This window comes from Streptomyces sp. NPDC093591, assembly GCF_044764885.1.
Taxonomy (GTDB): domain Bacteria; phylum Actinomycetota; class Actinomycetes; order Streptomycetales; family Streptomycetaceae; genus Streptomyces.
The window spans coordinates 123,317-150,311 of the sequence record NZ_JBIWIY010000012.1; the positions used below are offsets into that span (position 1 = coordinate 123,317).

Consider the following 26,995-nt stretch of genomic DNA (forward strand, 5'->3'; position numbering starts at 1 on the left):
CGTAAAGAGCCGGGCCCTTGACGGGGCCCGCTCTTGACGGAGGCTTCACCACTGTCCGGGCACACTGAGCACATGGGAACGGTCGGCTGAGAGGAACGGGGATGGCAGACGACTGGGACGACCTCGTCCTGGACGAGGACTTCATACGGTCCGCCGAGACCTCCGAACCGTCCGCCCGCGCCCGCATGCTGGCCGCCCGCTGGCGTCGCGAGAAGCCCGAGCCGCAGCCGTGGCGCTCCGACGAGCCGCCCGCCGGATGGTTCTTCAGCAAGGGGCGCCGACGCAAGTGGCGCCGCCGGTGAGGGGCGCCTCCGGTTACCGGGGTGCGGCGCCTCACCAGGGCTTTTAATCAGTGGCGCCCAACTCGTCGTACAGGCAAAGTGGTTGTGTCCACACCGCCGGACGGCGAGTTCGGCGCCACGTACTGGGAGAGGAGTTCGGCGATGTCCATGCACGGCAGTACGTCGAGCTCCCGACAGGGCAGTCGGCGGCGGACTCCGGAGTAATCGCTACCCCTCCGTAGAGTCCGTACCGCACGGGGAACTGCCCGGGGCGGCCGCTTCGAGCACGCGGCGCGCAGCGTCGGCGTGGGCCGCCTTCCCACTTTCCGCCCCTCACACAGGGGCGCCGTGCGTTGGGACGGGCGGGCAGGACGTGGAACTCGGCGCTGCAAGGTGCCGCCGCGCCCACCCGTCCCGCCCCAACGGCACGAGGCCCGCAGTCACGCGGGTACGACCACCGGCAGCGGTCACCGGCGTCAGCCGAGCAACCGCTCCAGCACCACCGCGATGCCGTCCTCCTCGTTGGAAGACGTCACCTCGTCCGCCACTGCCCTGAGCTCCTCATGCGCGTTGGCCATGGCCACGCCACGGGCCGACCACGCGAACATCGGGATGTCGTTCGGCATGTCGCCGAAGGCGAGCGTGTCGACGGCCTTCAGGCCGAGGCGGCGGGCCGCCAGCGACAGGCCCGTTGCCTTGGACAGGCCCAGGGGCAGCAGTTCGACGATGCCCTCGCCCGCCATGGCCACCGTGACGAAGCCGCCGGCGGCCTGGCGGGCGGCCTCTGCCAGCTCGTCGTCGGACAGATCCGGATGCTGTATGTAGATCTTGTTCAGCGGGGCGCTCCACAGATCCGAGGCGTCCGTGAACGGAGTTGACGGGAGCGAGCCCGTGACCGCGTAGCCGGGGCCGACCAGGACGTCGCCGTCCAGCCCGTCACGGCTCGCCGCCAGGAACAGCGGCCCGACCTCCGCCTCGATCTTGGCCAGCGCCACGCCCGCCAGCTGTCGGTCCAGGGTCACCGACGTCAGCAGGCGGTGCTCGCCGGCGTCGTACACCTGGGCGCCCTGACCGCAGACGGCGAGGCCCTCGTAGCCGAGGTCGTCGAGGATGTGCCGCGTCCACGGGACGGCGCGGCCCGTCACGACGATGTGCGCGGCGCCCGCCGCGGTGGCCGCGGCGAGGGCGTCACGGGTGCGCTGGGAGACCGACTCGTCGGAGCGCAGGAGCGTTCCGTCGAGGTCGGTCGCGATCAGCTTGTACGGGAAGCCCCCGGACACCTCGCCGGAAGCCTCGGGGGCCGCCTCGCTCACTTGGCCACCGGCTCCAGGACTTCCCGGCCGCCCAGGTAGGGGCGCAGCACCTCGGGGACCCGGACGGAGCCGTCGGCCTGCTGGTGGTTCTCCAGGATTGCCACGATCGTGCGCGGTACGGCGCACAGCGTGCCGTTGAGCGTCGCCAGCGGCTGCACCTTCTTGCCGTCACGCATGCGGACGGACAGCCGGCGGGCCTGGAAGCCGTCGCAGTTGGACGCCGAGGTCAGCTCGCGGTACTTGCCCTGGGTCGGGATCCACGCCTCGCAGTCGAACTTGCGGGACGCCGACGCGCCCAGGTCGCCCGAGGCCACGTCGATCACCTGGAAGGGCAGCTCGAGGCCGGTGAGCCACTGCTTCTCCCAGTCCAGGAGCCGCTTGTGCTCGTTCTCCGCGTCCTCGGGGGCGACGTACGAGAACATCTCGACCTTGTCGAACTGGTGCACGCGGAAGATGCCGCGCGTGTCCTTGCCGTACGTGCCCGCCTCGCGGCGGAAGCAGGGCGAGAAGCCCGCGTAGCGCAGCGGCAGCTTCTCGGCGTCGAGGATCTCGTCCATGTGGTACGCGGCGAGCGGGACCTCGGAGGTGCCGACCAGGTAGTAGTCGTCCTTCTCCAGGTGGTAGACGTTCTCCGCGGCCTGGCCGAGGAAGCCGGTGCCCTCCATGGCGCGCGGGCGGACCAGCGCCGGGGTGAGCATCGGGGTGAAGCCGGCCTCGGTGGCCTGGGCGATCGCCGCGTTGACCAGGGCCAGCTCCAGCAGGGCGCCGACGCCGGTGAGGTAGTAGAAGCGCGAGCCGGACACCTTGGCGCCTCGCTCGACGTCGATGGCGCCCAGCGCCTCGCCGAGCTCCAGGTGGTCCTTGGGCTCGAAGCCCTCGGCGCCGAAGTCGCGGATGGTGCCGTGCGTCTCCAGGACGACGAAGTCCTCCTCGCCGCCGACCGGGACGTCGGGGTGCACGAGGTTGCCGAGCTGGAGCGCGAGGCGCTTGGTCTCCTCGTCCGCCTCGGTCTGCTCGGCGTCGGCCGCCTTGACGTCGGCGGCCAGCTGGCTCGCCTTCTTCAGCAGCTCGGCCTTCTCGTCGCCGGAGGCCTTGGGGATGAGCTTGCCGAGGTTCTTCTGCTCGGAACGCAGCTCGTCGAAGCGGACGCCGGACGACCTGCGCCGCTCGTCGGCAGACAGGAGGGCGTCGACGAGCGCGACGTCCTCTCCACGGGCGCGCTGCGAGGCGCGCACTCGGTCGGGGTCCTCACGGAGCAGGCGAAGGTCAATCACGCGCTCAAGGCTACCGGGGCGGGGTGACAGCCCACGACTCACTATTCCGGGCCACGGCTTACGTTCCGCTATGAGTGAATTGCGAGGTGTGTCAATAAAAGGCGTCTCACTCCCTGGAACGGGGCAGGCGCGCGGCGGCCGGTTGACTCGATTCCCTTGTGGAGAACGGGATTTGGGCCGTCGTTGTCCACAGGGATCCCCAGCCGGGGAAGAGTTATCCACAGGGTGTGTGGATGGACTGTGGATGTCGGAATCGATCACTCCGCAACGCGTCGAGCGAGTCGAGGATTCCCAGGACAAACTCTATCCATCCGCACTTTCGAGTGGAAAGCGGTCGCTCCAAAGGATTGCTCAAAGGAAAAGAGTGGACGAAGGGTGACTTGCGCAAGGGTGGACGCCTGATCGCCCCAAGGACCGATTTGTCGACAGACTCACCCTTGCTTGTCGACTTGTCCCCAGGTCGAGATGAGTACCTGTGGATAACGCCTGTGGATAACGACAATAAGCTGGTAGTACTGGCGTGAAACCTGTGCGGGAGCCGTCGGAACCAGCCGCCACCGGGCCGGTCCCGAACGCTCGTCACGGGCCGCTCAGAACCGCCCGTCCTGGCACCGCGCCACCCAGTCCGCCGCCGACACGAACGCCTCGTCCGACGTCCCCAGACGCGGCGGCCGTACATCTCCCGGCGTCATGTCCGCGCGCGGATACGAGCCCAGGAACCGCACCTCCAGGCAGATCCGCTTCAGCCCCATCAGCGCCTCGGCCACCCGACGGTCGGAGATGTGTCCCTCGGCGTCGATGCAGAAGCAGTAGTTGCCGATGCCCGCGCCGGTGGGCCGGGACTGCAGCAGCATCAGGTTGATGCCGCGCGTGGCGAACTCGCCCAGGAGGTCGCGCAGCCCGCCGGGATGGTCGTCGCGCTGCCACAGCACGACGGACGTCTTGTCCGCGCCGGACGGCGCCGCGGGCCGGGCCGGCCTGCCCACCAGCACGAACCGGGTCTGGGCGTTCTCCGCGTCGTGGATCTCGGTCTCCAGGGCCTCCAGGCCGTACCGGGCGGCCGCGAACTCGCCCGCGAAGGCGGCGTCGTACTGGCCCTCCTGGACCAGGCGCGCGGCGTCCGCGTTCGAGGCGGCGGACTCCCAGTGGGCGTCCGGGAGGTTCTTCTTCAGCCAGTTGCGCACCTGCGGCTGGGCGGCCGGGTGTGCGGAGACCGTCTTGATGTCCGACAGCTTGGTGCCGGGCCTGACCAGCAGTGCGAAGGTGATCGACAGCAGCACCTCGCGGTAGATCATCAACGGCTTGCCCGCGACCAGCTCGTCGAGCGTGGTCGTGATCCCGCCCTCGACGGAGTTCTCGATCGGTACGAACGCGGCCTCGGCCTCGCCGACGCGCACAGCGTCGAGCGCGGACTGAACGGACACGTACGGGATCAGCTCCCGGGTCGCGGCCTCGGGAAGGGTGCGCAGGGCGACTTCGGTGAAGGTGCCCTCGGGGCCGAGATAGGCGTAGCTCGCTGGCATGACCTCACCCTAATGGGCCTTGTGGAACGCGGCGTGCAGATCTCACCCGGCCGTCGAAAGGGCCACCCCGACGTGGGCGTCACCGCGATCCGCTTCCCGGCATCACCTCGGCGTCGGCGTCACCGCGATTCGCCCCCCCCGGCGTCACCCCGGCGTCGGCCTCACCACGATTCGCCCCGGCGTCACCCCTCCAGCAACCGCTGCCCCACGTACTCGCCCTCCGCCGCCCCGCCCGGCACGGCGAACAGCCCGCTCGCCTCGTGCCGGATGAACTGCGACAGGGCGTCGCCGCGGTCGAGCTTGCGCTGGACGGTGACGAATCCGCGCAGGGGGTCGGCCTGCCAGCAGATGAACAGCAGCCCCGCGTCGGGCACCCCGTCCGCGTCGATGCCGTCGTGGTACGAGAACGGGCGCCGCAGCATCGCCGCGCCACCGTTCTGGTCGGGCCGGGTGATGCGCGCGTGGGCGTTGAGGGGAACGACCAGGTTCCCTGCCTTGTCCGTCTTCTCCAGGTCCATCTCGGTCGTCTCGGTGCCCCCGGACAGCGGCGCCCCGTCGGACTTGCGGCGCCCGATGACGTCCTCCTGCTCCTTGACCGAGAGCTGCTCCCAGTCGTCGAGGAGCATGCGGATACGGCGTACGACGGCGTAGGAGCCGTTCGCCATCCAGGCCGGGTCCTTCGAGCCGGACTCCGGCACGAAGACGCGCTGGTCGAAGTCGGCGTCCGTCGGCTTCGGATTGCGCGTGCCGTCCATCTGGCCCATCAGATTGCGCGCCGTCATCGGGTGCGCGGTGGCGCCCGGCGACCGGTTGAAGCCGTTCATCTGCCACCGCACCTTGGCGGCCTGGCCGGCGTCCTTCTGGATCGCGCGCAGGGCGTGGAAGGCGACCAGGGCGTCGTTGGCGCCGATCTGCACCCACAGGTCCCCGTTGCTGCGCGCCTTGTCGAGCTGGTCGGAGGAGAAGTCGGGCAGGGGGTCCAGGGAGACCGGCCGCTCCTTCTCCAGGCCGGTCCGCGCGAAGAAGCTGTACCCGAAGCCGAAGGTGATCGTCAGCGACGACGGCCCGGCGTCCCGGGCCACATCCGTGTCGTCCTGCTTGGCCGCCTCGCCCGCCATCAGCCGCTGTGCCGTCTCGGACCAGCGGCGCAGCAATGCCGCCGCCTCCTTGCGGCCCGCGCCCGCCGCCAGGTCGAAGGCGACGACATGGCCGCGTGCCTGGAGTGGCTGGAGGATGCCGGGCTGATGTTTCCCGTGAAACATCACCTGATCGGCGCCCAGCGAGGCGAGCGGTGTCGCCTCGGCCGGCCGGGCGGCGTATCCCACGGCGCCGCCGGCCGCACCGAGCACCAGCCCGCCGGCACCGGCGGTCCCGAGCAGCCGACGCCGCGAGATGCCCTCCTTGGGGGAGGCGTCGTCGTCCCTGGGGGCGTTTTCCAGAACGCCGTCATTAAGTGCCTTCTCGGGGCTGCGGGCCTCCGGAATGGACTGGTCAGCCATGGTGCGGTTCAGCCGATCTGCGCGTTCTTGGAAACGGTGGTCTGGTCGATGTCGGAGGTCCGCACGGTGACGGCGATCTTCCACTCGCCCGCCATGGGGATCTGCACTCCGTTCGCCGACCAGTGTCCGGTGGTGATGTGGTCGGGGACCACGGGCAGCGGACCGATGTCCTGGGACTCGAGGGTGAAGGCGACCTTCACCTCGGGAACGTCGAAGGCGCGGCCGTTGGGCCGGTCCACGTAGACGTGCATCTCGTTCCCGCCCACGCGCGCGGGATCGAGGTCGATCCGTACGACGCCCTTGCCGTCCTCGCCACCGGTGTCGAAGGACATGTCCAGGGTGAGCGCCCCGGCCGCCGACGCGTCGGCGGAAGCGGCCGACGTGGCCGCCTTGGCCTCCTCCTCCGTCCGCCCCGGTTCGGTCGACGTCAACATGGTGGTGACGGCGAGCAGGACGACGGCGACACCCGCCTCGGCCAGCACCGAGCGGCGCAGTCCGAACCGGTTCGGGTCGGCGTCCCGCTGCTGCTTCTGCCGTGCCGTGTCGATCGCGGCCTGCTGCCGGGCGAGCTGGGCGGCGCGCCGGGAGTCGCCCGCCTTGGATTCGTCGCCCTTCTCGCCGGGGACGGCGGCCGAGGCGCCCTGCTTGCCGGAAGCGGGTGCGGAGGCCTGGTTGCCAGAGGTGGAGATGGAGGCCGAGGTGGTGGCCTGCGCGACGGCGTGCTCCCGCTCGCCCTCGACAGCCCCACGTTCGACGGGTTTGTCCTCGCCCTCGACTGTGTCCGTCCCGCTCTCGCCCTCGACGGCCTCGCTCTCGCCGGCCTCCCCTTCGACCGTGTCCGTCTCGACCTCAGCGGTGTCCGTCCCGACCGCGCCCGCTTGCTCCTCGCCCTCAGCCGCGCCCTTCGCCTTCCGCGGCTCCACCACGACCGTCTCCGCCAGCCGTGCCGTCCACCGCCGCGAGATCCACGCGATCCCGACCAGCAGCACCACGAGCCCGATCTTGACCAGCAGCAACTGCCCGTATCGCGTCCCGGTGAACGCCGACCACGACCCGAGCTGCCGCCACGACTGGTAGATGCCGGTCGCGACCAGCGCGAGCACGCTGCCGAAGGCGACGCGCGAGAACCGTCGTACGGCGGAGGCGTCGACCGGTGTGTCCGCGGGTGCCCGGTAGAGCGCGACGAGCAGTGCGGCGAGCCCGCCGAGCCAGCCCGCGACGGCCAGCAGGTGGACGACGTCGACCGGCATCGCGATCCCGGCCTGGAGCCCGGTCGAGGCGTGCTCGGACATCGCCCAGCTCGCCGCGAGCCCTGCCGCCACGACGGTCCCGCCGATCGCGAGCCCGAAGGTGAGGTCCCGCTTCTCCTCTTCCTCCCGCTTGTCATACGCCCCGAACAGCACGGCGATGAACAGTGCCGCGGCGGCGAGCAGAAGCAGCCGGGAGACCAGCGCGGCACCCGTCTTGGTCTGCAGCACCTGCCCGAGCAGGTCCAGGTCGAAGATGTCGCCGAGCTTCCCGGTGCCGGTGTACGAGCCGCGCAGGAGCAGCAGCCCGAGCGTGGCGGCGGTCAGCGCCAGCCAGCCGGAGACGACGAGCCGTTGCAGCGCCCGCACCCCCGATCCGCGCTGCCAGCAGGCGAGCACGAAGGCGGCGGCGCCGACCATGACGATGAAGCCGGCGTACGACACGTACCGCCCGAACCCGTAGAGCGCGCCGACGATCCCGCCGCCCGCTGTCTGGCCGGAGACGGAGACGGTGGTCTGTGAGGGGGCGCCGATGGAGAAGGTGTAGGCGCCGGCGACGGGATGGCTGTCCTCGGACACCACCTGGTAGGTGACGGTGTACGTGCCGTCGGGCAGGCCGCTGTGGAGTTTCACGGCGTACGTCGTGCCGGTGAGGTTGGCCGGGCCGCCGCGGTCGATGCGCTTGCCCTTGGGGTCGAGCACGCGCAGGGAGTCGTCGGAGAGGGCGACCTTCTCGGAGAAGGTCAGTGAGACCTGCGTCGGGGCCTTGTCGACCACCGCCCCCTGCTGGGGGTCGCTGCCGGTCAGCGCGGCGTGCGCGGAGACCGGCCCGGCACCGGCGAGGAGCAGGCCGGTGGCGGCCAGGAACAGCAGCACCAGCATCCGGGCACGCGGGAGCAGTACCGGGGTCCGGACGCGGGAGGGCGGCGCCAGGGTCCGGACACGGGGGGCGGTGGTCTGGGTCAAGGCGTTCTCTCCCTCAGTGTCCGGTCGTCGGGTTGTACGTCGCGGACTTCACCGGTATCTCGACCGTCACCGTGCCGGACTCGGCGAAGTGGAGCTTGACGGTCACCTTCTCGCCCTGCTTCGGCTTCCGCTTCAGGTTCTCGAACATCAGATGGCTGCCGCCGCTCTTGAACACGAGCCGACCGTGCGCGGGGACGTCGATGTCCTTGACCTCCCGCATCGACGAGCCGACGGTCTCGTGGGCGGTCACGTCGCCGACGTCGCTGGTGACGGAGGTCAACTCGTCCTTCGTACCGCCTTTGTTGGTGACCGTCAGGAAGCCGGCCGCCATGGAGTCGGAGACCGGCTGCGGCATGTAGGCGCCGCTGACGGACAGTTCGGCCTTGGAGTCACCGGAACCGCAGCCCGCGAGGACCAGGGCCCCGGTCAGTACCGCGACGGGCGCGACGAGACGCCTCACGGCTTCTCCCCCTTGATGAGCTTGGGGAGGTCCTTGGTGTAGTCGTCGACCTGGGCGTCCTCGGTGTAGAGGACGTACCCGGCGTCGGTCTTCGGCGAGAACGCGACGACCTGGGTGCCGTGGGTGGAGACCATCTTGCCGTTCTTGTCCTTGTGTGGCGGCTCGATGCTGATACCGAGGGTGCGGGCGCCGGCCTGGATGGTGTCGAAGTCGCCGGTCAGCCCGACGACCTGCGGGTCGATGCCCTTGAGCCACTTGCCGAGCGCGGAGGCGGTGTCGCGCTCCGGGTCGGTGGTGACGAACACGACGCGCAGCTCGTCCTGCTGCGCCTTGGGCAGCTGCTTCTTGGCGACGGCGATGTTGTTCATCGTCAGCGGGCAGACGTCCGGGCAGTTGGTGTAGCCGAAGTAGATCAGCGTCGGCTTGCCCTGGGTCTCCTTGCGGAGGTCGTACTTCTTGCCGTTCGTGTCGGTGAGGACCAGGTCCGGCTTCTCGAACGGCTTGTCGAGGACGATGGCGGCCTTGTCCGAGCCGGCTTCCTCGGAGACCACGGAGACGGGCGAGTCGCCGCTGTCGGGGCCGCTGCCGCAGGCGGAGAGGGTCAGGGTTGCGGCGGCGAGCAGTGCGGCCGCGGCGAAGGTCTTCTTACGCATGACGAGTCTTCTTACACATAGAAAAAAATGTCCCAGTTGTGAGAGCTCCGGCGCGCACCGGGGGCGTGCCCCGGCGCGCGCCGTGAACCGAAGGGGGCGTCAGGCGTCGGTGCGCCGACGCCCGGCTACCACGCCGTACGCAACGCCCAGCGCGCCGACGACGATGCCGACCACGCCCAGGACGCGGGCGGTGGTGTCGCTGCTGTCGGCGGGCTCGGCGGCGGCGGTCTTCGCGGAGGCGGCCTCGGCGTCGTCGGAGTCGGAGGCCTCGTCGGACGACGACGAGCCGTGGTGACCGTCCTCGGCGGCGGACAGCTCGAGCACCGGGGCCGGGTTCTCCGGCTCCTCCTGGCCGTCCTGCGGGACCTCGATCCAGCGCACGACCTCCTTGTTGGAGTACGTCTGGATGGCCTTGAAGACGAGTTCGTCCGTGTCCTCGGGCAGGGTGCCGACGGAGACGGGGAACTTCTGGAAGAAGCCGGGCTCGATGCCCTTGCCGTCGGCGGTCCAGGTGACCTTGGTGACGGCCTCGGTGATCTTCTTGCCGTGCATCTCCAGCGGCTTGTCCAGCGTGGACTTGGTGACCTTGGCCGTCCAGCCGGGAACGGGCTGCGGCATCACGGAGGCCAGCGGGTGGTCGGTCGGGAAGGTGACCTCGAGCTTGGTGGTCGAGGCGTTGTCGCGCTCGTTGGGCACCTTGAAGTCGACGACCGCGTAACCGCCCTTGGCGGCGGTTCCCTCCGGCTGCACGCTGACGTGGGCGAAGGCGGGGACGGACAGGGCGAGCACGGCCGTGCCGGCGAGGGCGCCTGCGGCGGCGATGCGAGAGGCCTTCATTCGGAGCACTCCACTGTGGGTGAGATTCGAGATTTCGGTGGTGAAGAGGAGTACGCGTGCGCAGGGGTGCCCGATCAGGCGGGAAAGCAGCGGAACGGCGAAAAGGAGCTGTTCCCTCGATCGGAAACTCGGGCACGCGCGTGTGCCGCACGACGGCGGCCCCTCAGCCCACCTCAGTGGAGTGGCGGTCGCGTCGCGTCAGGCGGCGAGGACGAGTGCGGCGGCCGGCGGGCCGCGCCTGATCACCGTGTGCTGGAGTGCCAGGGTGCGGGGCTCGGACGGGCCGAACCAGTCGGCGCACCGGATGCACGGGCCCGCCTCGGGCGCGCCCGGCAGCCCGGCACGCAGGGCGCGTACCAGCGCGAGCGCCCCGCGCAGGGATCGTACGGACGCCCCCTCGGCGACCGAGTGCGCCGACAGCGTGGACATCTCGACGATGCGCAGCAGGGCCAGGTCCCCGCGCCGCAGCAGCCACCCCGCGAGGACCGCCGCGAGAACGTGGGCGAGCACCATGGGCAGGGACGGCAGCAGCGAAGTGCTGGATCCGGTGGCGGAGTCGGTGATGCCGGACAGGGCGTCCATCGACGGATGTGAGGCATGGACCCCGGTGGCCGGGCTGATCCGCGCCTCGGTGAGGAGCCGCTGGGCCTGGGCCGGGCTGATCGCCGCCGCGGCGGTCCCGCAGAGGAGCCGCGCCGCCTGCTCCACGAGCGCGGCGTCGGACACGGAGGCGGACGCGGAGGAGGCTCCGGTGGCCGTGGCCGCCCCGGCACTCGCGCCGTGCTGCCCGAGCCCGAACAGGGTGTGCAGGACGGTCTGGCCGACCGCGAGCAGCACCGCGATCCCGGACAGCGAACGCTCGCGTCCCGCGAACGGCACCGTGACCAGAAGCACACCGAGGAACCCGGCGCCCAGCGTCCACAGCGGGATCGCGGCGCAGGACCCCAGCACGTGCCCCACCGCGGCCAGCACGACACAGACCGCGGCGAACACCGCGGCCCGCAGGATCCGGAGATCACTTCCGGAGCGCGCCGTGCGCGGGTGGGGGGCAGTCATGGCGGGGTCATCATCGCACTGGCCTTGAGGCCGCCATACGGCAGGTCCGCAAGATGACGTACGGGCCGGTTGAAGACGTACGAGGCAATAGGAGCCGTACGACCGGAAGATCACTCTCTGGTGTGGGCCGCCCCCACATACACCGATTCCCTTGTGGGCGCATCGACCATATGGGCGGCATCACGTCAATGATGTGCTTACAGCGGGGCACTCGCGGCAATACGTAACGGTATGTCGAGCCGCGGCCAGGAGGCTGGAGCATGAGCATCTGGTGGTCACTCCATCTGCGGCGGGAAGCCGCGAGCGTGCCGCTCGCCCGGCGGTTGCTGATCGGCACCATGGAGACCGCGGGCGTCGACCCCGATGTGTCGTACGACCTCTCCGTCGCCCTCAGCGAGGCCTGCGCGAACGCCGTCGAGCACGGCGGCGACACCGCGCCCGACGGCTCCCCCCAGGCCTACCGCGTCACGGCCTACCTCGACGGCGAGAAGTGCCACATCGAGGTCACGGACTCGGGCCCCGGCTTCACCGCACCGCCGCGCGCCCCGCGCCCGGTGGCCACCGACGCCGAACACGGCCGGGGGCTCTGCCTCATCGAGGAACTGGCCGACCACGTCCAGATCGGCAACAAGCCGGGGCGGGGCGGAGCGGTGGTGAGTTTCGACAAGATCCTCAAATGGAGGGAAGACGCCCCGCTGGTGGCGGTGTAGCGCGCCGCGTCACCGCTCGCGGCCGGTGGATGCCGGTAACTGGGCCAGCCCGTCGGCGACCTGACCGCGGGAGCCGAAGAAGCGTGCAGTGAACCCTACGGCTGACCGACTCGCCAACCGCCACCCCGTGCCGCCGACTTCAGCTTCCTCAGGACTCACAGTCCCCGCACAGCGCCACCCCATGCTCCTGACGGACGGCGTCCCTAATTTCCCGGTCATGACGGGAAACCACACGGGCAAGTCGATCACCCGGCGCCGCGCCCTCGCGGTGACCGGAGGAACGGTCGCGGCGGGCGGGCTCGCCGTCGCCGGTTACCAGGCGGCCTTCGCCGACACCGGCACGACCACGGCCGACGCCGCCACGACGGCCTCCACCACCGCCTCGGAGAGCGCCGGCAGCTGCATGACGCTGATGTCGAGCGTCACCGAAGGCCCCTACTACCTCGACAACGCCCTGGTCAGGAAGGACATCACCGAGGGCAAGAGCGGTGTCCCGCTGACGCTGCGCCTCACCGTCGTCGACGCCACCGACGGCTGCACCCCGGTCTCCGGCGCGGCCGTGGAGATCTGGCACTGCGACGCCTGGGGCTACTACTCCGGCTACACCACGGCCAACCCCGGCGGCTCCGCGCCCGCCGAGAGCGAGGACGGCTCGACCGCCAACGACAACACGTATCTGCGCGGCTACCAGATCGCGGGCGCCAACGGGGTCGTCAAGTTCGAGACGATCTTCCCGGGCTGGTACACGCCGCGCACCTGCCACATCCACCTCAAGGTGCACACCGGCGGTCAGAAGGAGGACGGCACCTACGAGGGCGGCAAGGTCAACTACACCGGCCAGCTGTTCTTCGCCGACGACATAGCCGAGGAGATCTTCACGCTGGAGCCCTACTCCAAGCACTCCGGCAGCTACACCACCCTCGACAACGACATGGTCTACGACGGCGGCGGCGCCTCCAGCGGCCTGCTCACCCTCAAGGCCGTCCACAAGAAGGACCCGTCCAAGGGCTACAAGGGCTTCCTGACCATCGGCGTCGACCCGGACGCCGAGAACACCGGCGCGGGCAGCGGCGGCGGTGGCGGCGAGGGCGGTACGCCGCCGAGCGGTGCCCCGACGGGCGCCCCGCCCAGCGACGCCCCGTCGGCCTCCGCCTCGGCCTCCTCGTAGAGGTACGGCCATGAGCAGCCGCGAGGACGAGGCGCTGGCGCAGGCCGCCGTGACCGCGCTGACCGGACAACTGGCCCTGGCGCCCAAGCCGGGCCTGCCCGACCCGCGCGACCTCGGCGCCCCTGCCACCCGCCGGGACCACCGCCTGCTGCGCTGGTCGGCCAAGGCGCTCACGCCGGGCCTCGCAGCGATGGCCGCCGCGGCCCGGCGTACGGGCGAGCCGACGCCCGCGCTCCGCAGCGAACTGGGTGCGATCGGCAGGTGCACCGAGCACTCGGTGCACCTCGCGGGCGGCGGCCACCGGGGCGCGCTGTGGGCGCTGGGCCTGCTGGTCGCCGCGGCCGCGCTGGACCCCCGGGCCGGGGCGCGGGACGTGGCCGCCACCGCCAAGCGGATCGCCGCGCACCCCGACAAGCGCGCCCCGCGCAGGCCCTCCCGGGGCTCCTCGGTGTCCGCGAAGTACGGCGCCGCCGGGGCCCGGGGCGAGGCGCGGGCCGGATTCCCGCACGTACGGCGGGCGTTGGACGCGCTGGCCACCGCCCGCACGGCCGGCGCCACGGAGGAGCAGGCCCGCCTGGACGCCCTGCTCACCGTGATGTCCACCCTGCAGGACACCGAACTGCTGTACACCGCGGGCCCCCTCGGCCTACGGCAGGTCCAGGCGGGCGCACGCGGAGTCCTCGAAGCGGGCGGTACGGCCACCGAGGCCGGCGCGGCGGCCCTGGTCGCGCTCGATGCCGACCTGCACGCGCGCGCGTGGAGCCCACGGGGGAGCGCGGGGCTGCTCGCGGGGGCGCTGTTCCTGGACGCGCTGCCCGTCACGGCACGAGCACGGGCCGCCTGACGGCCTCGCGCGCCCGGCGACCGGCGGCCCACCGAGCCGCCGGTCCCATCGCGTACGACGCCGCCAGCATCGCCCCGCCCAGCAACAGCCAGCCCGGCGTCCCCCACTCCACCAGCAGGGCCGTCAGCAGGAGCGGGCCGAGGGTGCGGGCTATCGTGACGCCGGTCCCGAACAGGCCCTGGTACTCGCCGACGCGACTCTCCGGAGCCAGGTCGAACGACAGCTGCCAGGAACCCGCCGACTGCCCCATCTCGGCGACCACTTGGAGCACCGCCCCCACCACCAGGAAACCGACGGCCACCCACAGCGAGGCGCCCGCCGACAGCGCGAACACCGCGCACGCGCCGAGCATCACCCAGCCCGCACGCCGCACCGCGCGCGTGGCGGTGGCGAGGCCCGTGACGCCGCGCGCCGCCCTCACCTGGAAGACCATCACCGCACCGGTGTTGAGCACGAACAGCGCGGAGACCAGCCAGGCGGGCGCCTCGGTCCTGCGGGTGATCCACAGCGGCAGCACGAGGCTGAGCAGCGGCAGCCGGAGCAGCAGCACGGTGTTGAGGAGCGCGACGAGGGCATACGGCCGGTCGCGCAGGACCCCGCCGCCGTGACGTTTCCGCACCGGCCCAGGCCGCACGGCCGGCACCCGCGTCAACAACCCCGCACACACCAGGAAGCTCACCGCGTCCAGCGCGAACACCCCGAGATACGCGGCTCGCGTCCCGGCGTGCAACGCCAGCCCGCCCAGCCCCGCACCCACCGCGAGCCCGGCGTTGAGCGTCGACTGCAGATGCGCGAGCAGCCCGGTCCGCTCCCCGGCGGGCACCAGCCCCGCCAGCAACGCCTGCCGGGCCGCCCCGAGCCCGGACTGCGCGGCGGCGTACACACACGCGGCCAGCACGAAGGGCACGAAGCCGCGCACGACCGTGAAGGACGCCACCGCAAGCCCCGTCGCCAGGGCCAGCAGCACCGCCGTACCGCGCGGACCACGCCGATCGGCGAGCCGCCCCAGCGGAACCCCGACCAGCGAGCCGACGGCCCACCCGACGGTCAGCCCGATCCCCACGCGCGCGGGGGCGAGGCCCACGACCTGGGTGAAGTACAGGGCCGATGTCGTGTAGTAGGCGCCGTCCCCGACCGAGTTGCTCAACTGGGCGAGGGCGAGGAGGCGTTGGGGACCGGCGGGCGGTACGAGGGAGTTCGTCACGCAGACGACACTAGGGAAGCAGTGGGCCCTTCATCAGGCCCAATCACCGGCCCTTTCACTGCCCCAATTCAACCGCGCTCCGGCACCTGCCCCAGTACCTTCCCCAGCACCTCCAACGCCTGCGGATACACCCGCTCCCGAGGCGTCCCGTACCCCACGACGAGCCCCTGCGGCCGCCCCTCGGCGCCGCCCGGCGTATGCCAGTGCTCCCCCAGATGCCCCACCGCGAGCCCCTCCTCCTCCGCCCGCGCCAGCACCCGCGCCTCGTCGTCGACCTCCACCAGCGCGTGCAGCCCGGCCGCGATCCCCCGCACATGCCGGTGCGCCCCCAGCCGATCCAGGAGCTGATCCCGGCGCCGCCGGTACCGCAGCCGGCAGGCACGCACATGACGGTCGTAGGCGTGGCTGTCGATCAGCTCGGCGAGCGCCAACTGGCCGATGGACTCGGTGTGATGGTCACTGTGCAGCTTGGCGTCGGCCACGGCGTCGACCAGGTGCGGCGGCAGCACCATCCAGCCGAGCCGCAGCGCGGGTCCGAGGGTCTTCGAGGCCGTGCCCAGGTACGCCACCTGCCCCGGTGCCATCCCCTGCAGCGCGCCTACGGGCTGACGGTCGTAACGGAACTCCCCGTCGTAGTCGTCCTCGACGATCAGCCCGCCACGCGCGCGTGCCCAGTCACTGAGCGCCCGCCGCCGCTCCGGGTGCAGGGTCACACCGGTCGGGTACTGGTGCGCGGGCGTGACGACGACGGCAGCGCAGTCCCCCAACTCCTCGGCGCACAGACCACGTTCGTCGACCCGCACAGGCACGACGGCGCCGCCGTTGCGCCGCACCACCTCCCGATGGAACGGCAACCCCGGATCCTCCATGGCGATGACGCCGCCCTCCAGCACGCGCGTGAGGAGGGCCAACCCCTGCACATACCCGGAGGTGATCACGATCCGCTCCGGCGGCGCGATCACCCCACGCGCCCGCCCCAGATACCCCGACAGCGCGGTCCGCAACTCGATACGACCGCGCGGATCGCCGTAGTCGTACGCCGGCGAGGGCGCCGTGGCGATGGCCCGCCGCAACGCCCGCAACCAGGCAGCCGCCGGAAACGCCCCGGCATCCGGACTCCCCGGCCGCAGATCGAACCGCGGCTCACGCGCGCGTGCGGCGCCGTTGGCCGCCTCTGCGTCCGCCGAAGGCAGCGAGGCCACCTGCGTACCGGCCCCCTGCCGGGCGGTGAGATATCCCTCGGCGACAAGTTGGTCGTATGCCGCCTTCACGGTGTTCCGCGAGATGCCGAGCTCGGAGGCAAACCGCCGCGTGGCAGGCAACCGCTCCCCGGGAGCGAGCCGTCCGTCTCGTACGGCGTCCCTCAGCGCCCGCTCAAGCCCGGCACGACGGCCGTCGCCGACGGCCAGTTCCAGATGCAGGTCCATCCCAACCCCCTTAGGGGCGCGGGGCTGTACCGATATGCGGCTACCGCCGCGTGCGCGCGACCAGCCCCCACAACCCGCAGACCGCAATGATGGCCGGACACCCCTCTGGGTATCCGGCCATCAATGCAACGTCAGCCCTTCAGCGCCGCCATCCAGGACTCGACCTCGTCCGACCGCCGAGGCAGCCCATCGCTGAGGTTCCGGTTGCCGTCCTCGGTCACCAGGATGTCGTCCTCGATCCGCACCCCGATCCCCCGGTACTCCTCCGGCACGGTCAGGTCGTCGGCCTGGAAGTACAGGCCGGGCTCGACGGTCAGCACCATCCCCGGCTCCAGCACCCCCTCCACGTACGTCTCCGTCCGCGCCGCAGAGCAGTCATGGACGTCCATGCCGAGCATGTGCCCCGTCCCGTGCAGCGTCCATCGCCGCTGCAGCCCCAGCTCCAGCACCCGCTCCACGGGCCCCTCGACGAGCCCCCACTCCACGAGCCGCTCGGTCAGCACACGCTGGGCCGCGTCATGGAAGTCCCGGTACTTCGCACCCGGCTTCACCGCCGCGATACCGGCCTCCTGAGCGTCGTACACGGCGTCGTAGATCTTCTTCTGGAGCTCGCTGTACCGGCCGTTGATCGGCAGCGTCCGCGTGACGTCGGCGGTGTAGTACGTGTGCGTCTCGACGCCCGCGTCGAGCAGCAGCAGATCACCCGAGCGCACGGGCCCGTCGTTGCGCACCCAGTGCAGCGTGCAGGCGTGCGGACCGGCCGCGCAGATGGAGCCGTAGCCGACGTCGTTGCCCTCGACGCGCGCGCGGAGGAAGAACGTGCCCTCGATGTAGCGCTCGGACGTCGCCTCGGCCTTGTCGAGGACCTTCACGACGTCCTCGAAGCCGCGCACGGTCGAGTCGACGGCCTTCTGCAGCTCGCCGATCTCGAAGTCGTCCTTGACCAGCCGCGCCTCGGACAGGAAGACCCGCAGCTCCTCGTCCCGCTCGGCGGTGACCTTGTCGGTCAGCGCGGCCTCGATGCCGGCGTCGTAGCCACGCACCACGCGCACGGGGCCCGTCGCCTCGCGGAGCTTGTCCGCCAGCTCGCGCACGTCGGAGGCCGGGATGCCGTACAGCTTCTCCGCCTCGGTGAGCGAGTGCCGGCGGCCGACCCACAGCTCGCCCTGGCCGGACAGCCAGAACTCGCCGTTCTCCCGGTCGGAGCGCGGCAGGAGGTAGATCGTCGCCTGGTGACCGTCGGCCACGGGCTCCAGGACGAGCACGCCGTCCTCGGTCTGGTTGCCGGTGAGATACGCGTACTCGACCGACGCCCGGAAGGCGTACTCCGTGTCGTTCGAGCGGGTCTTCAGGTTGCCCGCGGGAATCACCAGACGCTCACCCGGGAAGCGCGCGGACAGCGCGGCGCGCCGTGCGGCGGTCTCGGCGGCCTGGGGGATCGGCTCCAGGTCGCGCAGTTCCGTGTCGGCCCAGCCGGACTTCATGTTCTCGGCGAGTTCGTCGGACACGCCCGGGTACAGTCCGTTCTTCCGCTGCTTGATCGGCTCTTCCGACTCAGTCTCCGGGGTCTCCGGATCGAGCTCGTCGGCCACGGTCATCCTCCTTGATACGGCACTGGACCCCGTCCATCGTACGGTCGTACAGAGGGGAGCTCAGGGTAGAAGGGGACGTCACCGAGAGTTGCCATGCCGCGGCCAGGGAACCTGTTATGGCCGCTCACGGCCACCTACTCGAACCGTGCCGCCAGCAGCACCACGTCCTCCTCGGAGTCCGCCGCGTCCAGCCCGTTCGGCAGCACCGTCCGCAGGACGTGGTCGACGACCGCGTCCGGATCGTGCCGCAAGGCCCTCGGCACCCCGGCCGCCGCCGAGTGCAGCCGGGTGAACGCCCGGTCGGTGGGGTCGCCGGTGCGGTGCAGCAGGCCGTCGGTGTAGAGCAGAACCGTCTCTCCGGCTTCCACCGTCAGCTCCACGCTCGGCGCCTCCCAGCAGGCCAGCATGCCCAGCGGCGCGGACACGGAGGTCTCCACGAACTCCGTGCGCCGGTCGCCGATCAGCAGCGGCGGGGTGTGCCCGGCGCCGGCAAGCGTGATCTTGCGCAGGGCGGGCTCGCAGTAGGCGAACAGGGCGGTGGCGCAGCGGGCCGGCTCGGTGAGTCTGAGGAGCAGTTCCAGGTCGGACAGGACCGCGACCGGGTCCTCGCCCTCCATGACGGCGTACGCCCGCAGGCTGGCCCTCAGCCGTCCCATCGCGGCGATGGCGCTGGGCCCGGACCCGGTCACCGAGCCGACGGCCAGGCCGAGCGCGGCGTCCGGCAGCGGCAGCGCGTCGTACCAGTCGCCGCCCCCGCGCGGGCCGGTGCGGTGCCGTGCGGCGAGCTGGACGCCGGCCATGCGGGGCAGGCGGGAGGGGAGCAGTTCCTCGGCCATCGTCTTCATGCACGCGCGCGTGCGCTCGACTTCGAGGAGCCGGGCGAGGTGCTCGGTGGCGTAGCGGGCGTACAGGCCGACGAGGTGGCGTTGGCGTTCGGCGGGTTCGGCGGGCTCGTCGTACAGCCACACGGCGGCGCCGAGGCGGCCGGCGGTCTCGGTGGACAGGGGGAGCGCGTAGCTCGCGGCGTAGCCGAGGCGGGCGGCCACCTCGCGGTGGCGCGGGTCGAGTCCGTCCGCGGCGAACAGGTCGGGCTCGGCGATCTCGCCGTCACCGCCCGGAAGACCGTCGAGGATCCTGCCGAACGACAGCGAGCTGCGCGGGACGGTCTCGATGTGACCGAGGTCGGCGCGGGCGAGGCCCAGCCCGATCGTCTTGTCCGGGCCCAGCCCGTCGGCCGGTTCCAGCACGACGAGGCCGCGCCGGGCACCCACGAGGGCGGCTCCGGCGCGCAGCAGTTCCTGGAGGGCTTCGGCGAGTGCGTCCGTGCGGGCCAGGCGCTCGGTGAGTTCGTGGAGTGTCGTGAGGTCCGAGACCCAGCCGGCGAGACGGTCCTGAAGAAGCGCCCCTGGTGCGTGGGGTGGGGGGACCGCTGCGGTTCCCGACGCCGCGGGCGTGGGCGCGACAGTGTGTGCGGGCGAGGGAACCGTTGAATCGATTCCGGCCACTTTCGGAGGGTGAGGGGCGTTCATGGCGTCCGGCTTTCCGGCCGGTGCGTATTGCTCAAAAGCATCGCAAACCCCCATGTCATTCTGCGCCGGTAGCAGTGTCTCCACATGTACACGCACTCGTGAGGGGATGTCCAGCATTGTCCTGCCGGGATTCCTGGTGTCCGTGGGTAACCAGAGCACTCGGCGTAGACCTCTTGCATAAAGGCAAAGTTGGCCTAAAACTGCCTCAGGGAACGGGGTATTGCGGTCGACTGGTTTCGCTCCACGGAGCGTCACAGCGGTCGTGATGGGTACGTACTCGGTGAAGACCAGGGGTGGTTGACAACCACCCGGAACCTGGTGACGGACCCGGGCGTCTTAGCCACCGGCGGCCGGCCCCATCCTCCCGCGGCGGAGGCGAAGAGAAATACGCGCGACGCTAAACGCCAGACTTCGCCACCCCACGCCACGCCCATGCTTTTGACAGACGCAGTACGGGCGAGGTGGCCGCGGAAGCAGTCAGCGTTCGGCCCATAGGGGTTTCCCTTGCCCAAGGCAGGGGTGTGATGCGCCAACAGGTACGCACAGTGAAGTGATCGACACATGGTGTGATGTGACCACGGTGTTGCCAGCGGTGCAACGGAAAGGAACGAGCGCTCATGCGCGAGATCCTCGGAAGGCGACGCAGGCTCCTGCGCGGCGACGGGAGGCCTGAATTGATCAGCGCGGCCCTGTCCTTCGCGACGGAATGGCGCTGGCCGGTACTCCCGGGCGTGACGACGCACCCGCAGGGGCATTCCCGCTGCGGCTGCCCCGACCCGGAGTGCACGGTGCCCGGCGCCCACCCCTTCGACCCCGGCCTCCTCGCGGCCACCACCGACGAGCGCATGGTGCGCTGGTGGTGGACCAACCGGCCCACGGCCCCGATCATCCTCGCCACCGGCGGCACGGCACCCTGCGCGGTCAGCCTCCCCGCCCTGCCGGCCGCTCACGCACTCACCGCACTCGACCGCATGGGCATGCGCCTCGGCCCGGTCGTCGCCTCGCCCGCCCGCTGGGCGATCCTCGTGAAGCCCTACTCCATGGAGCAACTGGGCGAACTGCTCTACGCCAAGGACTTCGTCCCCGGCTCCCTCCGCTTCCACGGCGAGGGCGGCTACATCGCCCTTCCCCCGTCCGAGACGGGCCAGGGCTCCATCAGCTGGCAGCGCGCCCCGCTGCCCGGTTCGGCCTCCCCGTGGGTGCCGGACGTGGAGGCGGTGGTGGATGCCGTGGTTGAGGCCCTCACTCGTACGGGTGTGAGCGCGCCCGAGTTGTAGGGCCGAACGGCGCGCGCGGAACGGCGCATGCCCGAGCGGTCGTTACATTCCGCTGTATGCCGCGTCAAATCAGGGGAAATAGGGCACCGTCGTCGCATCGCCGCGGGCCGAATCGTAGAAGAGTCCGTCTGATCGCCTTCGCGTCCGTCGCGGCGGCCGCGGTCGCCCTGCCGCTGGCCTGGGCGGCCGCCGGCCAGGTCGTCGACGCGAGCCGGGCCGCCGCACGCACGTCCGCGCATGAGGCCGTACGGCCCTCCCCCCGTGCTCCGAAGGACGGTGCCGTACGCCCGTCTCGTCCCGCCGACGCCAAGGCGCCCGCCGCCGAGTCCGTCGACTCCTCGCTGCTGCTCGGCCTGGGCCTTGCCACCGCCGCCCGCTGCGGTCCCGAACTCACCTCCCCCGAAGGCGTCGAGGCGCAGACCTGTGTCCTCACGCAGGGCGACGAGACCTGGGCGCGCACCTACTTCCGCAACGCGACCGGCGGCGCGCTGGACTCCGTGCTGAGTCTCATGGGGCCCGGTGGGCGCACGGTGCAGATGCGCTGCGCCGGGGGCGCCGAGGACGAGCCGGGAACGTGCGAGACGCCTCGGGAGCGCACTCGGGGGAATCTGGACGCCTACACGGCGGTCGCGGAGTTCGCGTCCCGGGCCGGGAGCGGTCCGCTGCTGCTGCGCTCCGCGAGCAACTCCTCGCCGGGCAATTCCGGGACCGCTGTGGGCGGTTGACAGGCGGCGTCATTCCGTAAAGGAGTGCGCACATGGAAAGACCCGGTTGCTGGCGACGGGGGATGCACCAGCAACCGGGCTACTCGAACGGTAACAAGAGATCGGCGGTTCGCAAATTCGATCCGGGCTTTCCAGTCACGGATTCCCTTGCTCCGCATGGGAGTTGTGAGGGGACTCACCCTTCCCGGGCGGGCCGGTTCGGCTGAACGGCCGTTCAGCCGAACCCGATCTCCGCAGTGCTCGTCAGCTGAGCGTGACCTGCCGGTTGGTCAGGCCGCCACGCGCGCGACGCTCGTCCGCGGTGAGCGGGGCGTCGGTGGCCAGGGCCCCGGCGAGGCGCTCGGCGAACTCCGCCGCCGGCTTCTCCACGTCCTCCGCGCCGACGCCGCTCGGCAGGTCCCAGACCGGCACGGTGAGGCCGTGAGCGCGGAAGGAGCCCACGAGACGGGTGCCTTCGCCGAGGTTCGACTTCCCTGCCGCGTGCAGCCGCGCGAGGGCGTCCAGAAGCTGCTCCTCGGGGTGCGGCATGACCCAGCGCAGGTGGTTCTTCTCCGGCGTCTCGCACCAGTAGGCGGAGTCCACGCCGGTCAGCCGCACGGTCGGGATGGCCGCGGCGTTGGCCCGCTCCAGGGAGGCGGCCACCTCCGGAGTGGCGTTCTCCGCGTCCGGTACCCAGAACTCGAAGCCCGTGTGCACAACTGGCTCGAACGCGCCTTCGGGGTCGAGCAGATCCTGCAGCCGCGGACCGTCGGCCGGGGCACGGCGGCCCTGGACCGGGGTGCCGGGCGGCGCGGTGAGGGCCTGCTGGAGCGTGTCGGCGAGGTCGCGGCTGATGTCGCCCGACGCGGTGTCGTTCTGCAGGCCCAGCAGGACCGAGCCGTCGTCGCGGCGCAGGGCCGGCCAGGCCATCGGCAGGACGGTGGCCAGGGTGACGGACGGGACGCCCTCGGGGAGGCCGCCCTTCAGGGGCAGCTCGACGGTGGCGGCCGGCACCAGTTCGCGCAGCGCGACCCAGTCGCACTCGCCCGGCAGCCCCTCGAACGGGCGGTGCACCAGCTCGGTCACCGCGTGCGCGGCGGCCCGGCCGTGACAGGCCTTGTAGCGCCGGCCGCTGCCGCAGGGGCAGGGCTCGCGTGCGCCGACGACCGGGATCTCCTCGTCGCTGAGCTGCGGGCGCTTGGCCTTGGTCTGGGGTCGCTTCTTGGCCATCGTGGGTGTCTCCCGGTTACGGCTCGTCTCGTACGGCGCGAGCCTAGCCGTTCACGCCATGCGCGACGGGAGCCTGTGGACAACCCACCGGCTCGTGCCGGAAGCAGGGCCTCTGGTGGAGCAGCGTCTGCCGGAGCAGTGCCTGTGTCGGAAGCGTGCCGTCAGTCCAGGTCGTCGAAGGCGTCCGCGAAGTCGAGGCCGGACATCGCGCCCACCGTCGGCGCAGCGACGCGCGTAGCGAAGTCGTCGCGGCGGTGCCCGGCATCCGGATCATGAACGTCGTCGTGGACCACGACCCAGACCGTGACCTCACCCCGGGCGTCGTCCCGTACGCCCCAGTCGTCGGCGAGAGCGGTGATGATGTTCAGCCCGCGGCCGCCGTGCGCGGTGACCGAGGGCGTGGCCGGAGCGGGGCGGGTGGGCCCGCCGCCGTCCGTCACCTCCACGGTGAGTCTGCCGCCCGCGTCCACGCGCCAGGCGGCCCGCACGTCACCGTCCCCGGACAGTGCGTCACCGAGCGGCCGGCCGTGTTTGCAGGCGTTGCTCAAGAGTTCGGAAAGAATCAGTACGGCGTCGTCGATGACCGATTCCGACACGCCACCCCTGCGCAACTGAGAGCGCATACGGTGTCTCGCTTCCCCCACGCCCGCAGGGCCATGGGGAACGGCCATGCTCGACGACGTGGGCACCTCCTGTGCCACCACCAACGCCACCCCCGAGACCTCCTTTGCCCCACGCCACGGTGTGGATGCCCCATTGGCCTGTACCGGAAACCGGCCAATCAACGTCCGGTGACGCACTCGCAACGATCGAATACGGACCGAACGCGCCGGAGCACTCCCTGTAATCGAGATGGCTGGAATTCGACGGTGTGACCGAGAGTGGAGGATGGGGCTGAAGGGACTCCGGGGTCAAGAGGTTGTGCAGGGATTGATGAGGTTTTAGGGGTTTCCGGGTGTGCGGTTTGCTGTGGCCACTTGCCCTGGCCGTGCGCCGAGCCACGCTCTTGCCCTGAGCCGACTTCGCGATTTGGCCGTACGCCGAGCACGATTTGGCCGTGCGTCGGCCGCCTTGACCGTGCGTCGGCCACGCGCGCGTGTGTGTGCGTCAGCGGCCCAGCTGGCGCAGCACCGCGCGGGGGCGGTTGGTGATGATGGCGTCGACGCCCAGTTCGACGCAGAGATCGACGTCCTGGGGCTCGTTCACCGTCCAGACGTGCACCTGGTGGCCGGCCCGCTTCAGGCGCTGCACATACGCCGGGTGACTGCGCACGATCCGGATCGAGGGGCCGGCGATGCCGACGCCCGCGGGCAGCCGTCCGTCCCGGAGCCTGGGTGAGACGAACTGCATCAGATAGACGGTCGGCAGCGTCGGCGAGGCGGCACGCACGCGATGCAGCGAGCGCGCCGAGAAGCTCATGACACGCACCGGGGACTCCTCGGCCGAGACGGGTGTGTCGAGCCCGAACCGCTTCAGCAGGACCAGCAGCCGCTCCTCGACCTGCCCCGCCCACCGGGTCGGGTGCTTGGTCTCGATCGCCAACTCCACGCGCCGCCCCGCGTCGGCGACGAGCTCCAGCAGCCGCTCCAGGGTGAGGACGGAGGTGTCCTCGGGGTCCTCGGGCCGGAACTCCCAGTCGGGCTCCTCGGCCCGGTTCTTCCACGAGTCGCGGTTCTTGCGGGAGCCGAAGTCCAGGGCGGCGAGCTCGGCGAGCTCCAGGGCCGAGACCGCGCCGCGGCCGTTGGACGTACGGTTGACGCGGCGGTCGTGGACACAGACGAGATGGCCGTCCGCGGTCAGGCGCACATCGCACTCGAGGGCGTCCGCGCCGTCCTCGATCGCCTTCTTGTATGCGGCCAGGGTGTGCTCGGGAGCGTCTTCGGAGGCTCCGCGGTGGGCGACGACTTGGATCTGCTGCTGCCGTGCGTGGGTCACCGCGTCATGGTCCCACCGCAGGCGGGTAGACGTGCGGCCGAAGCAGTCTTGAGGATGCTGGGATTGCGCCTGTTTCGCCGGAAGTGCCCTATATAAAGAGTGGCCGTGGACCCACAGCCACCGCTTATGGTGCTCTGACGGCTTGTGGGAAAAGCTGACGGCATACAAAAAGACATGCACAGCTGAAGCGCACCTACCGCCGACGAGTACTCATCGGCGTGAACGGGCGTGACCGAGTGCGACCGAAAACTACAGCCGTGGATCGAGGAGAGAAGCTGTGAGCACCGAGAACGAGGGCGCCGCGGTACCCCCGGCCCCGTCCGCACCTCCCGTGCCGGTGGATGCTCCTGCTGCTCCGGCATCCCAGGAGCGCCCGGCTCCCGAGGGCGATGCCGCCCCGACCGCTCCGCTCCCGCCGGTGCCGAACGGCGCCCCGGCCAACTCGAACGGCACTCAGCCGTACGCCGCCGAGGCTGCCGCGAACGGGGCTCAGCCGTACGCCGCCGAAGCGGCTGCCAACGGCGCCCAGCCGCCCGCCGCCCCGGCCGCCTCGAACGGAGCGCAGCCGCCCGCCTCCCAGGGCTCGGCCCCCGACGCCTCCTGGCCGCCTCCGCCGCCGCCCACCCCGCCGTACGCCGACAGCGGTGCCGTCGCAGGGGGTGCCGGTGCCGGTGCCGGTGCCGGTGCCGGTGCGGGTTCTGGTGCCGGTGACGGTGCGGGCTTCGGCTGGGGTGCCACCTACCAGCAGCCGGCGCCGAAGTCCGGCCGCGGGCGCGGTGGACTGCTTGCCGCGGTCCTCATCGCCGCGCTGGTCGCGGGCGGCCTCGGTGGCGGCCTCGGCTACACCCTGGCCAAGAACGACGACACCAGCTCCTCGACGACCGTCTCCGCCGCCGACAGCGGTGGCGACATCAAGCGCGACCCGGGCACGGTCGCGTCCGTGACCGCCAAGGCGCTGCCGAGCACCGTCACCATCGAGGCCGAGAGCAGCAGCGGCGAGGGCGGCACCGGCACCGGCTTCGTCTTCGACACCGAGGGCCACATCGTCACCAACAACCATGTGGTGGCCGACGCGGTGGACGGCGGCAAGCTCACGGCGACGTTCCCGAACGGCAAGAAGTACGACGCCGAGGTAGTCGGCCACGCGCAGGGCTACGACGTGGCGGTGATCAAGCTCAAGAACGCCCCGTCGGACCTCAAGCCGCTGACGCTGGGCAACTCCGACGACGTGGCGGTCGGCGACTCGACCATCGCGATCGGCGCCCCCTTCGGCCTCTCCAACACGGTCACGACGGGCATCATCAGCGCCAAGAACCGCCCGGTGGCCTCCAGCGACGGCACGGGCAGCAACGCCTCCTACATGAGCGCCCTGCAGACGGACGCCTCGATCAACCCCGGCAACTCCGGGGGCCCGCTGCTGGACGCGCAGGGCAACGTCATCGGCATCAACTCCGCGATCCAGTCCTCCGCCAACGGCCTGGGCGGCACCAGCCAGTCCGGCTCGATCGGCCTCGGCTTCGCCATCCCGATCAACCAGGCCAAGTACGTTGCCAAGCAGCTGATCAAGACCGGCAAGCCGGTGTACGCCAAGATCGGTGCCTCCGTCTCCCTGGAGGACACCACCAACGGCGCCAAGATCACCGAACAGGGCGCCAGCGGCTCGGACGCCGTGGAGGCGGGCGGTCCCGCCGCCAAGGCCGGCCTCAAGCCCGGCGACGTCATCACCAAGCTCGACGACCGGGTGATCGACTCCGGCCCCACCCTGATCGGCGAGATCTGGACGCACAAGCCCGGCGACAAGGTGACGATCACCTACGAACGCGGCGGCCAGTCCCACACGGTCGAACTCACCCTGGGCTCCCGCACCGGCGACAGCTGACACAACGGCCGCGCGCGCGTACGTCCGGCTCCGACCAGAGCCGACGTACGCGCGCGTGTTCGTTTGTTGCCCTGTTTGCTGCCCTTGCCTCGGGGAGGGGCGGGCGCCTTCCGGACGGTCGGGAACCAGGACGCGACGCACACGCGTCCTCGCCGCCGGGAAGGCGCCCGTCTGACTGTCGTTCTCAGATCCGTTCTCAGATCCGTTCTCACTGTCGTTCGCCGAGGCGACGGCACGGACCGGACGGCCAGGGAGCTGTTCGTCGGACGGTAACGGCTCTGGATTGCGTTGCCCGCGCGGGAAGTTGCCGTTCGGGGGCGACCGTGTCCATACGTTCGGATGGGCTATGGTGCCTTCTCGACCTCGACTGTTCGCGAATGGGAAGCG

At 71.1% G+C, this 26,995-nt stretch carries 23 protein-coding genes; 7 read left to right on the forward strand and 16 right to left on the reverse strand.

Annotated elements, in window-relative coordinates; genetic code table 11:
* The first annotated feature begins 101 nt into the window (after window positions 1-101).
* Window positions 102-302, forward strand: coding sequence for a hypothetical protein (locus tag ACIREI_RS25555; RefSeq protein ID WP_062708039.1), 201 nt, complete (start codon window positions 102-104; stop codon window positions 300-302).
* 455 nt (window positions 303-757) lie between these two features.
* On the opposite strand, the gene ACIREI_RS25560 is transcribed toward ACIREI_RS25555, so the two are convergent.
* The 9 genes from ACIREI_RS25560 to ACIREI_RS25600 all read right to left on the reverse strand — a co-directional run bounded on the left by ACIREI_RS25560 (window position 758) and on the right by ACIREI_RS25600 (window position 11,109).
* Window positions 758-1,594 (reverse strand): HAD family hydrolase, encoded by an 837-nt coding sequence (locus ACIREI_RS25560; RefSeq protein ID WP_403337035.1) that lies wholly within the window; start codon window positions 1,592-1,594, stop codon window positions 758-760.
* Window positions 1,591-2,868: a serine--tRNA ligase gene (gene serS / locus ACIREI_RS25565; RefSeq protein ID WP_403337038.1), complete on the reverse strand. Its 1,278-nt coding sequence runs from the start codon at window positions 2,866-2,868 to the stop codon at window positions 1,591-1,593. The genes ACIREI_RS25560 and serS overlap by 4 nt, the downstream gene beginning before the upstream one ends.
* 590 nt (window positions 2,869-3,458) lie before the next feature.
* Window positions 3,459-4,391: a prephenate dehydratase gene (gene pheA / locus ACIREI_RS25570; protein ID WP_403337041.1), complete on the reverse strand. Its 933-nt coding sequence runs from the start codon at window positions 4,389-4,391 to the stop codon at window positions 3,459-3,461.
* A gap of 182 nt (window positions 4,392-4,573) precedes the next feature.
* Complete coding sequence (gene efeB, locus ACIREI_RS25575; RefSeq protein ID WP_403337044.1) at window positions 4,574-5,890, reverse strand: iron uptake transporter deferrochelatase/peroxidase subunit; 1,317 nt, start codon at window positions 5,888-5,890, stop codon at window positions 4,574-4,576.
* Window positions 5,891-5,898: 8 nt separating this feature from the next.
* Window positions 5,899-8,019, reverse strand: a complete 2,121-nt coding sequence (locus ACIREI_RS25580; RefSeq protein ID WP_403337404.1) for a copper resistance protein CopC — start codon at window positions 8,017-8,019, stop codon at window positions 5,899-5,901.
* Window positions 8,020-8,116: 97 nt separating this feature from the next.
* Window positions 8,117-8,563, reverse strand: a complete 447-nt coding sequence (locus ACIREI_RS25585) for a copper chaperone PCu(A)C (RefSeq protein WP_403337046.1) — start codon at window positions 8,561-8,563, stop codon at window positions 8,117-8,119.
* Complete coding sequence (locus ACIREI_RS25590; RefSeq protein ID WP_403337049.1) at window positions 8,560-9,216, reverse strand: SCO family protein; 657 nt, start codon at window positions 9,214-9,216, stop codon at window positions 8,560-8,562. Before ACIREI_RS25590 ends, ACIREI_RS25585 begins: the two co-directional genes overlap by 4 nt.
* 99 nt (window positions 9,217-9,315) lie before the next feature.
* Window positions 9,316-10,053 carry a YcnI family protein gene (locus ACIREI_RS25595; protein ID WP_403337051.1) on the reverse strand — a complete coding sequence of 246 codons (738 nt, stop codon included), beginning with the start codon at window positions 10,051-10,053 and terminating at the stop codon, window positions 9,316-9,318.
* Between the two features lie 198 nt (window positions 10,054-10,251).
* Window positions 10,252-11,109 (reverse strand): hypothetical protein, encoded by an 858-nt coding sequence (locus tag ACIREI_RS25600; RefSeq protein WP_403337054.1) that lies wholly within the window; start codon window positions 11,107-11,109, stop codon window positions 10,252-10,254.
* 260 nt (window positions 11,110-11,369) lie between these two features.
* Between ACIREI_RS25600 and ACIREI_RS25605 the strand changes: the two genes are divergently transcribed.
* The 3 genes from ACIREI_RS25605 (at window position 11,370) to ACIREI_RS25615 (ending at window position 13,831) form a co-directional block, all read left to right on the forward strand.
* Window positions 11,370-11,819: an ATP-binding protein gene (locus tag ACIREI_RS25605; RefSeq protein WP_403337057.1), complete on the forward strand. Its 450-nt coding sequence runs from the start codon at window positions 11,370-11,372 to the stop codon at window positions 11,817-11,819.
* A gap of 217 nt (window positions 11,820-12,036) precedes the next feature.
* Entirely contained in the window at window positions 12,037-12,987 is a 951-nt protein-coding gene (locus ACIREI_RS25610; RefSeq protein WP_403337059.1) for an intradiol ring-cleavage dioxygenase, read from the forward strand.
* 10 nt (window positions 12,988-12,997) lie between these two features.
* Entirely contained in the window at window positions 12,998-13,831 is an 834-nt protein-coding gene (locus ACIREI_RS25615) for a triphosphoribosyl-dephospho-CoA synthase (protein ID WP_403337062.1), read from the forward strand.
* Here ACIREI_RS25615 and ACIREI_RS25620 read toward each other — a convergent pair.
* From ACIREI_RS25620 to ACIREI_RS25635, 4 genes are all read right to left on the reverse strand, one after another.
* A complete protein-coding gene (locus ACIREI_RS25620) occupies window positions 13,806-15,035 on the reverse strand; it encodes an MFS transporter (protein ID WP_403337065.1) in 1,230 nt (409 codons plus the stop codon). The genes ACIREI_RS25615 and ACIREI_RS25620 overlap by 26 nt on opposite strands.
* A gap of 68 nt (window positions 15,036-15,103) precedes the next feature.
* Window positions 15,104-16,462, reverse strand: a complete 1,359-nt coding sequence (locus tag ACIREI_RS25625) for a PLP-dependent aminotransferase family protein (protein ID WP_403337067.1) — start codon at window positions 16,460-16,462, stop codon at window positions 15,104-15,106.
* Window positions 16,463-16,593: 131 nt separating this feature from the next.
* Window positions 16,594-18,060: an aminopeptidase P family protein gene (locus tag ACIREI_RS25630; protein WP_403337070.1), complete on the reverse strand. Its 1,467-nt coding sequence runs from the start codon at window positions 18,058-18,060 to the stop codon at window positions 16,594-16,596.
* Window positions 18,061-18,188: 128 nt separating this feature from the next.
* Window positions 18,189-19,700: a PP2C family protein-serine/threonine phosphatase gene (locus ACIREI_RS25635; protein ID WP_403337073.1), complete on the reverse strand. Its 1,512-nt coding sequence runs from the start codon at window positions 19,698-19,700 to the stop codon at window positions 18,189-18,191.
* A 500-nt stretch (window positions 19,701-20,200) separates the two neighbouring features.
* Here ACIREI_RS25635 and ACIREI_RS25640 point away from each other — a divergent pair, with 500 nt between their 5' ends.
* The gene (locus ACIREI_RS25640; protein ID WP_403337076.1) at window positions 20,201-20,860 is read left to right on the forward strand and encodes a bifunctional DNA primase/polymerase; all 660 of its coding nucleotides are present in this window, start codon (window positions 20,201-20,203) and stop codon (window positions 20,858-20,860) included.
* Between the two features lie 56 nt (window positions 20,861-20,916).
* Window positions 20,917-21,585 carry a hypothetical protein gene (locus ACIREI_RS25645; RefSeq protein ID WP_403337079.1) on the forward strand — a complete coding sequence of 223 codons (669 nt, stop codon included), beginning with the start codon at window positions 20,917-20,919 and terminating at the stop codon, window positions 21,583-21,585.
* Window positions 21,586-21,828: 243 nt separating this feature from the next.
* Here the strand turns inward: ACIREI_RS25645 and ACIREI_RS25650 are convergent, their stop codons facing one another.
* The 3 genes from ACIREI_RS25650 to ACIREI_RS25660 all read right to left on the reverse strand — a co-directional run bounded on the left by ACIREI_RS25650 (window position 21,829) and on the right by ACIREI_RS25660 (window position 24,729).
* Window positions 21,829-22,794, reverse strand: a complete 966-nt coding sequence (locus tag ACIREI_RS25650) for a DUF5926 family protein (protein WP_403337081.1) — start codon at window positions 22,792-22,794, stop codon at window positions 21,829-21,831.
* Between the two features lie 161 nt (window positions 22,795-22,955).
* Window positions 22,956-23,594 (reverse strand): ATP-binding protein, encoded by a 639-nt coding sequence (locus ACIREI_RS25655; RefSeq protein WP_403337084.1) that lies wholly within the window; start codon window positions 23,592-23,594, stop codon window positions 22,956-22,958.
* Between the two features lie 307 nt (window positions 23,595-23,901).
* On the reverse strand, window positions 23,902-24,729 hold the full coding sequence (locus ACIREI_RS25660) for a glycerophosphodiester phosphodiesterase (RefSeq protein WP_403337087.1): 828 nt from the start codon (window positions 24,727-24,729) through the stop codon (window positions 23,902-23,904).
* Between the two features lie 277 nt (window positions 24,730-25,006).
* On the opposite strand from ACIREI_RS25660, the gene ACIREI_RS25665 reads away from it, so the two are divergent.
* The gene (locus ACIREI_RS25665) at window positions 25,007-26,608 is read left to right on the forward strand and encodes a S1C family serine protease (protein ID WP_403337089.1); all 1,602 of its coding nucleotides are present in this window, start codon (window positions 25,007-25,009) and stop codon (window positions 26,606-26,608) included.
* Window positions 26,609-26,995: the final 387 nt, after the last annotated feature.

Excerpts from the sequence above, each read along its gene's own strand:
- ACIREI_RS25555 (WP_062708039.1), top strand. The coding sequence starts at position 102 with ATGGCAGACGACTGGGACGACCTCGTCCTGGACGAGGACTTCATACGG.
- pheA (WP_403337041.1), bottom strand. The coding sequence starts at position 4,391 with ATGCCAGCGAGCTACGCCTATCTCGGCCCCGAGGGCACCTTCACCGAA.
- efeB (WP_403337044.1), bottom strand. The coding sequence starts at position 5,890 with ATGGCTGACCAGTCCATTCCGGAGGCCCGCAGCCCCGAGAAGGCACTT.
- ACIREI_RS25580 (WP_403337404.1), bottom strand. The coding sequence starts at position 8,019 with ATGCTGGTGCTGCTGTTCCTGGCCGCCACCGGCCTGCTCCTCGCCGGT.
- ACIREI_RS25590 (WP_403337049.1), bottom strand. The coding sequence starts at position 9,216 with ATGCGTAAGAAGACCTTCGCCGCGGCCGCACTGCTCGCCGCCGCAACC.
- ACIREI_RS25595 (WP_403337051.1), bottom strand. The coding sequence starts at position 10,053 with ATGAAGGCCTCTCGCATCGCCGCCGCAGGCGCCCTCGCCGGCACGGCC.
- ACIREI_RS25600 (WP_403337054.1), bottom strand. The coding sequence starts at position 11,109 with ATGACTGCCCCCCACCCGCGCACGGCGCGCTCCGGAAGTGATCTCCGG.
- ACIREI_RS25605 (WP_403337057.1), top strand. The coding sequence starts at position 11,370 with ATGAGCATCTGGTGGTCACTCCATCTGCGGCGGGAAGCCGCGAGCGTG.
- ACIREI_RS25610 (WP_403337059.1), top strand. The coding sequence starts at position 12,037 with ATGACGGGAAACCACACGGGCAAGTCGATCACCCGGCGCCGCGCCCTC.
- ACIREI_RS25615 (WP_403337062.1), top strand. The coding sequence starts at position 12,998 with ATGAGCAGCCGCGAGGACGAGGCGCTGGCGCAGGCCGCCGTGACCGCG.
- ACIREI_RS25625 (WP_403337067.1), bottom strand. The coding sequence starts at position 16,462 with ATGGACCTGCATCTGGAACTGGCCGTCGGCGACGGCCGTCGTGCCGGG.
- ACIREI_RS25630 (WP_403337070.1), bottom strand. The coding sequence starts at position 18,060 with ATGACCGTGGCCGACGAGCTCGATCCGGAGACCCCGGAGACTGAGTCG.
- ACIREI_RS25635 (WP_403337073.1), bottom strand. The coding sequence starts at position 19,700 with ATGCTGGACATCCCCTCACGAGTGCGTGTACATGTGGAGACACTGCTA.
- ACIREI_RS25640 (WP_403337076.1), top strand. The coding sequence starts at position 20,201 with ATGCGCGAGATCCTCGGAAGGCGACGCAGGCTCCTGCGCGGCGACGGG.
- ACIREI_RS25645 (WP_403337079.1), top strand. The coding sequence starts at position 20,917 with ATGCCGCGTCAAATCAGGGGAAATAGGGCACCGTCGTCGCATCGCCGC.
- ACIREI_RS25650 (WP_403337081.1), bottom strand. The coding sequence starts at position 22,794 with ATGGCCAAGAAGCGACCCCAGACCAAGGCCAAGCGCCCGCAGCTCAGC.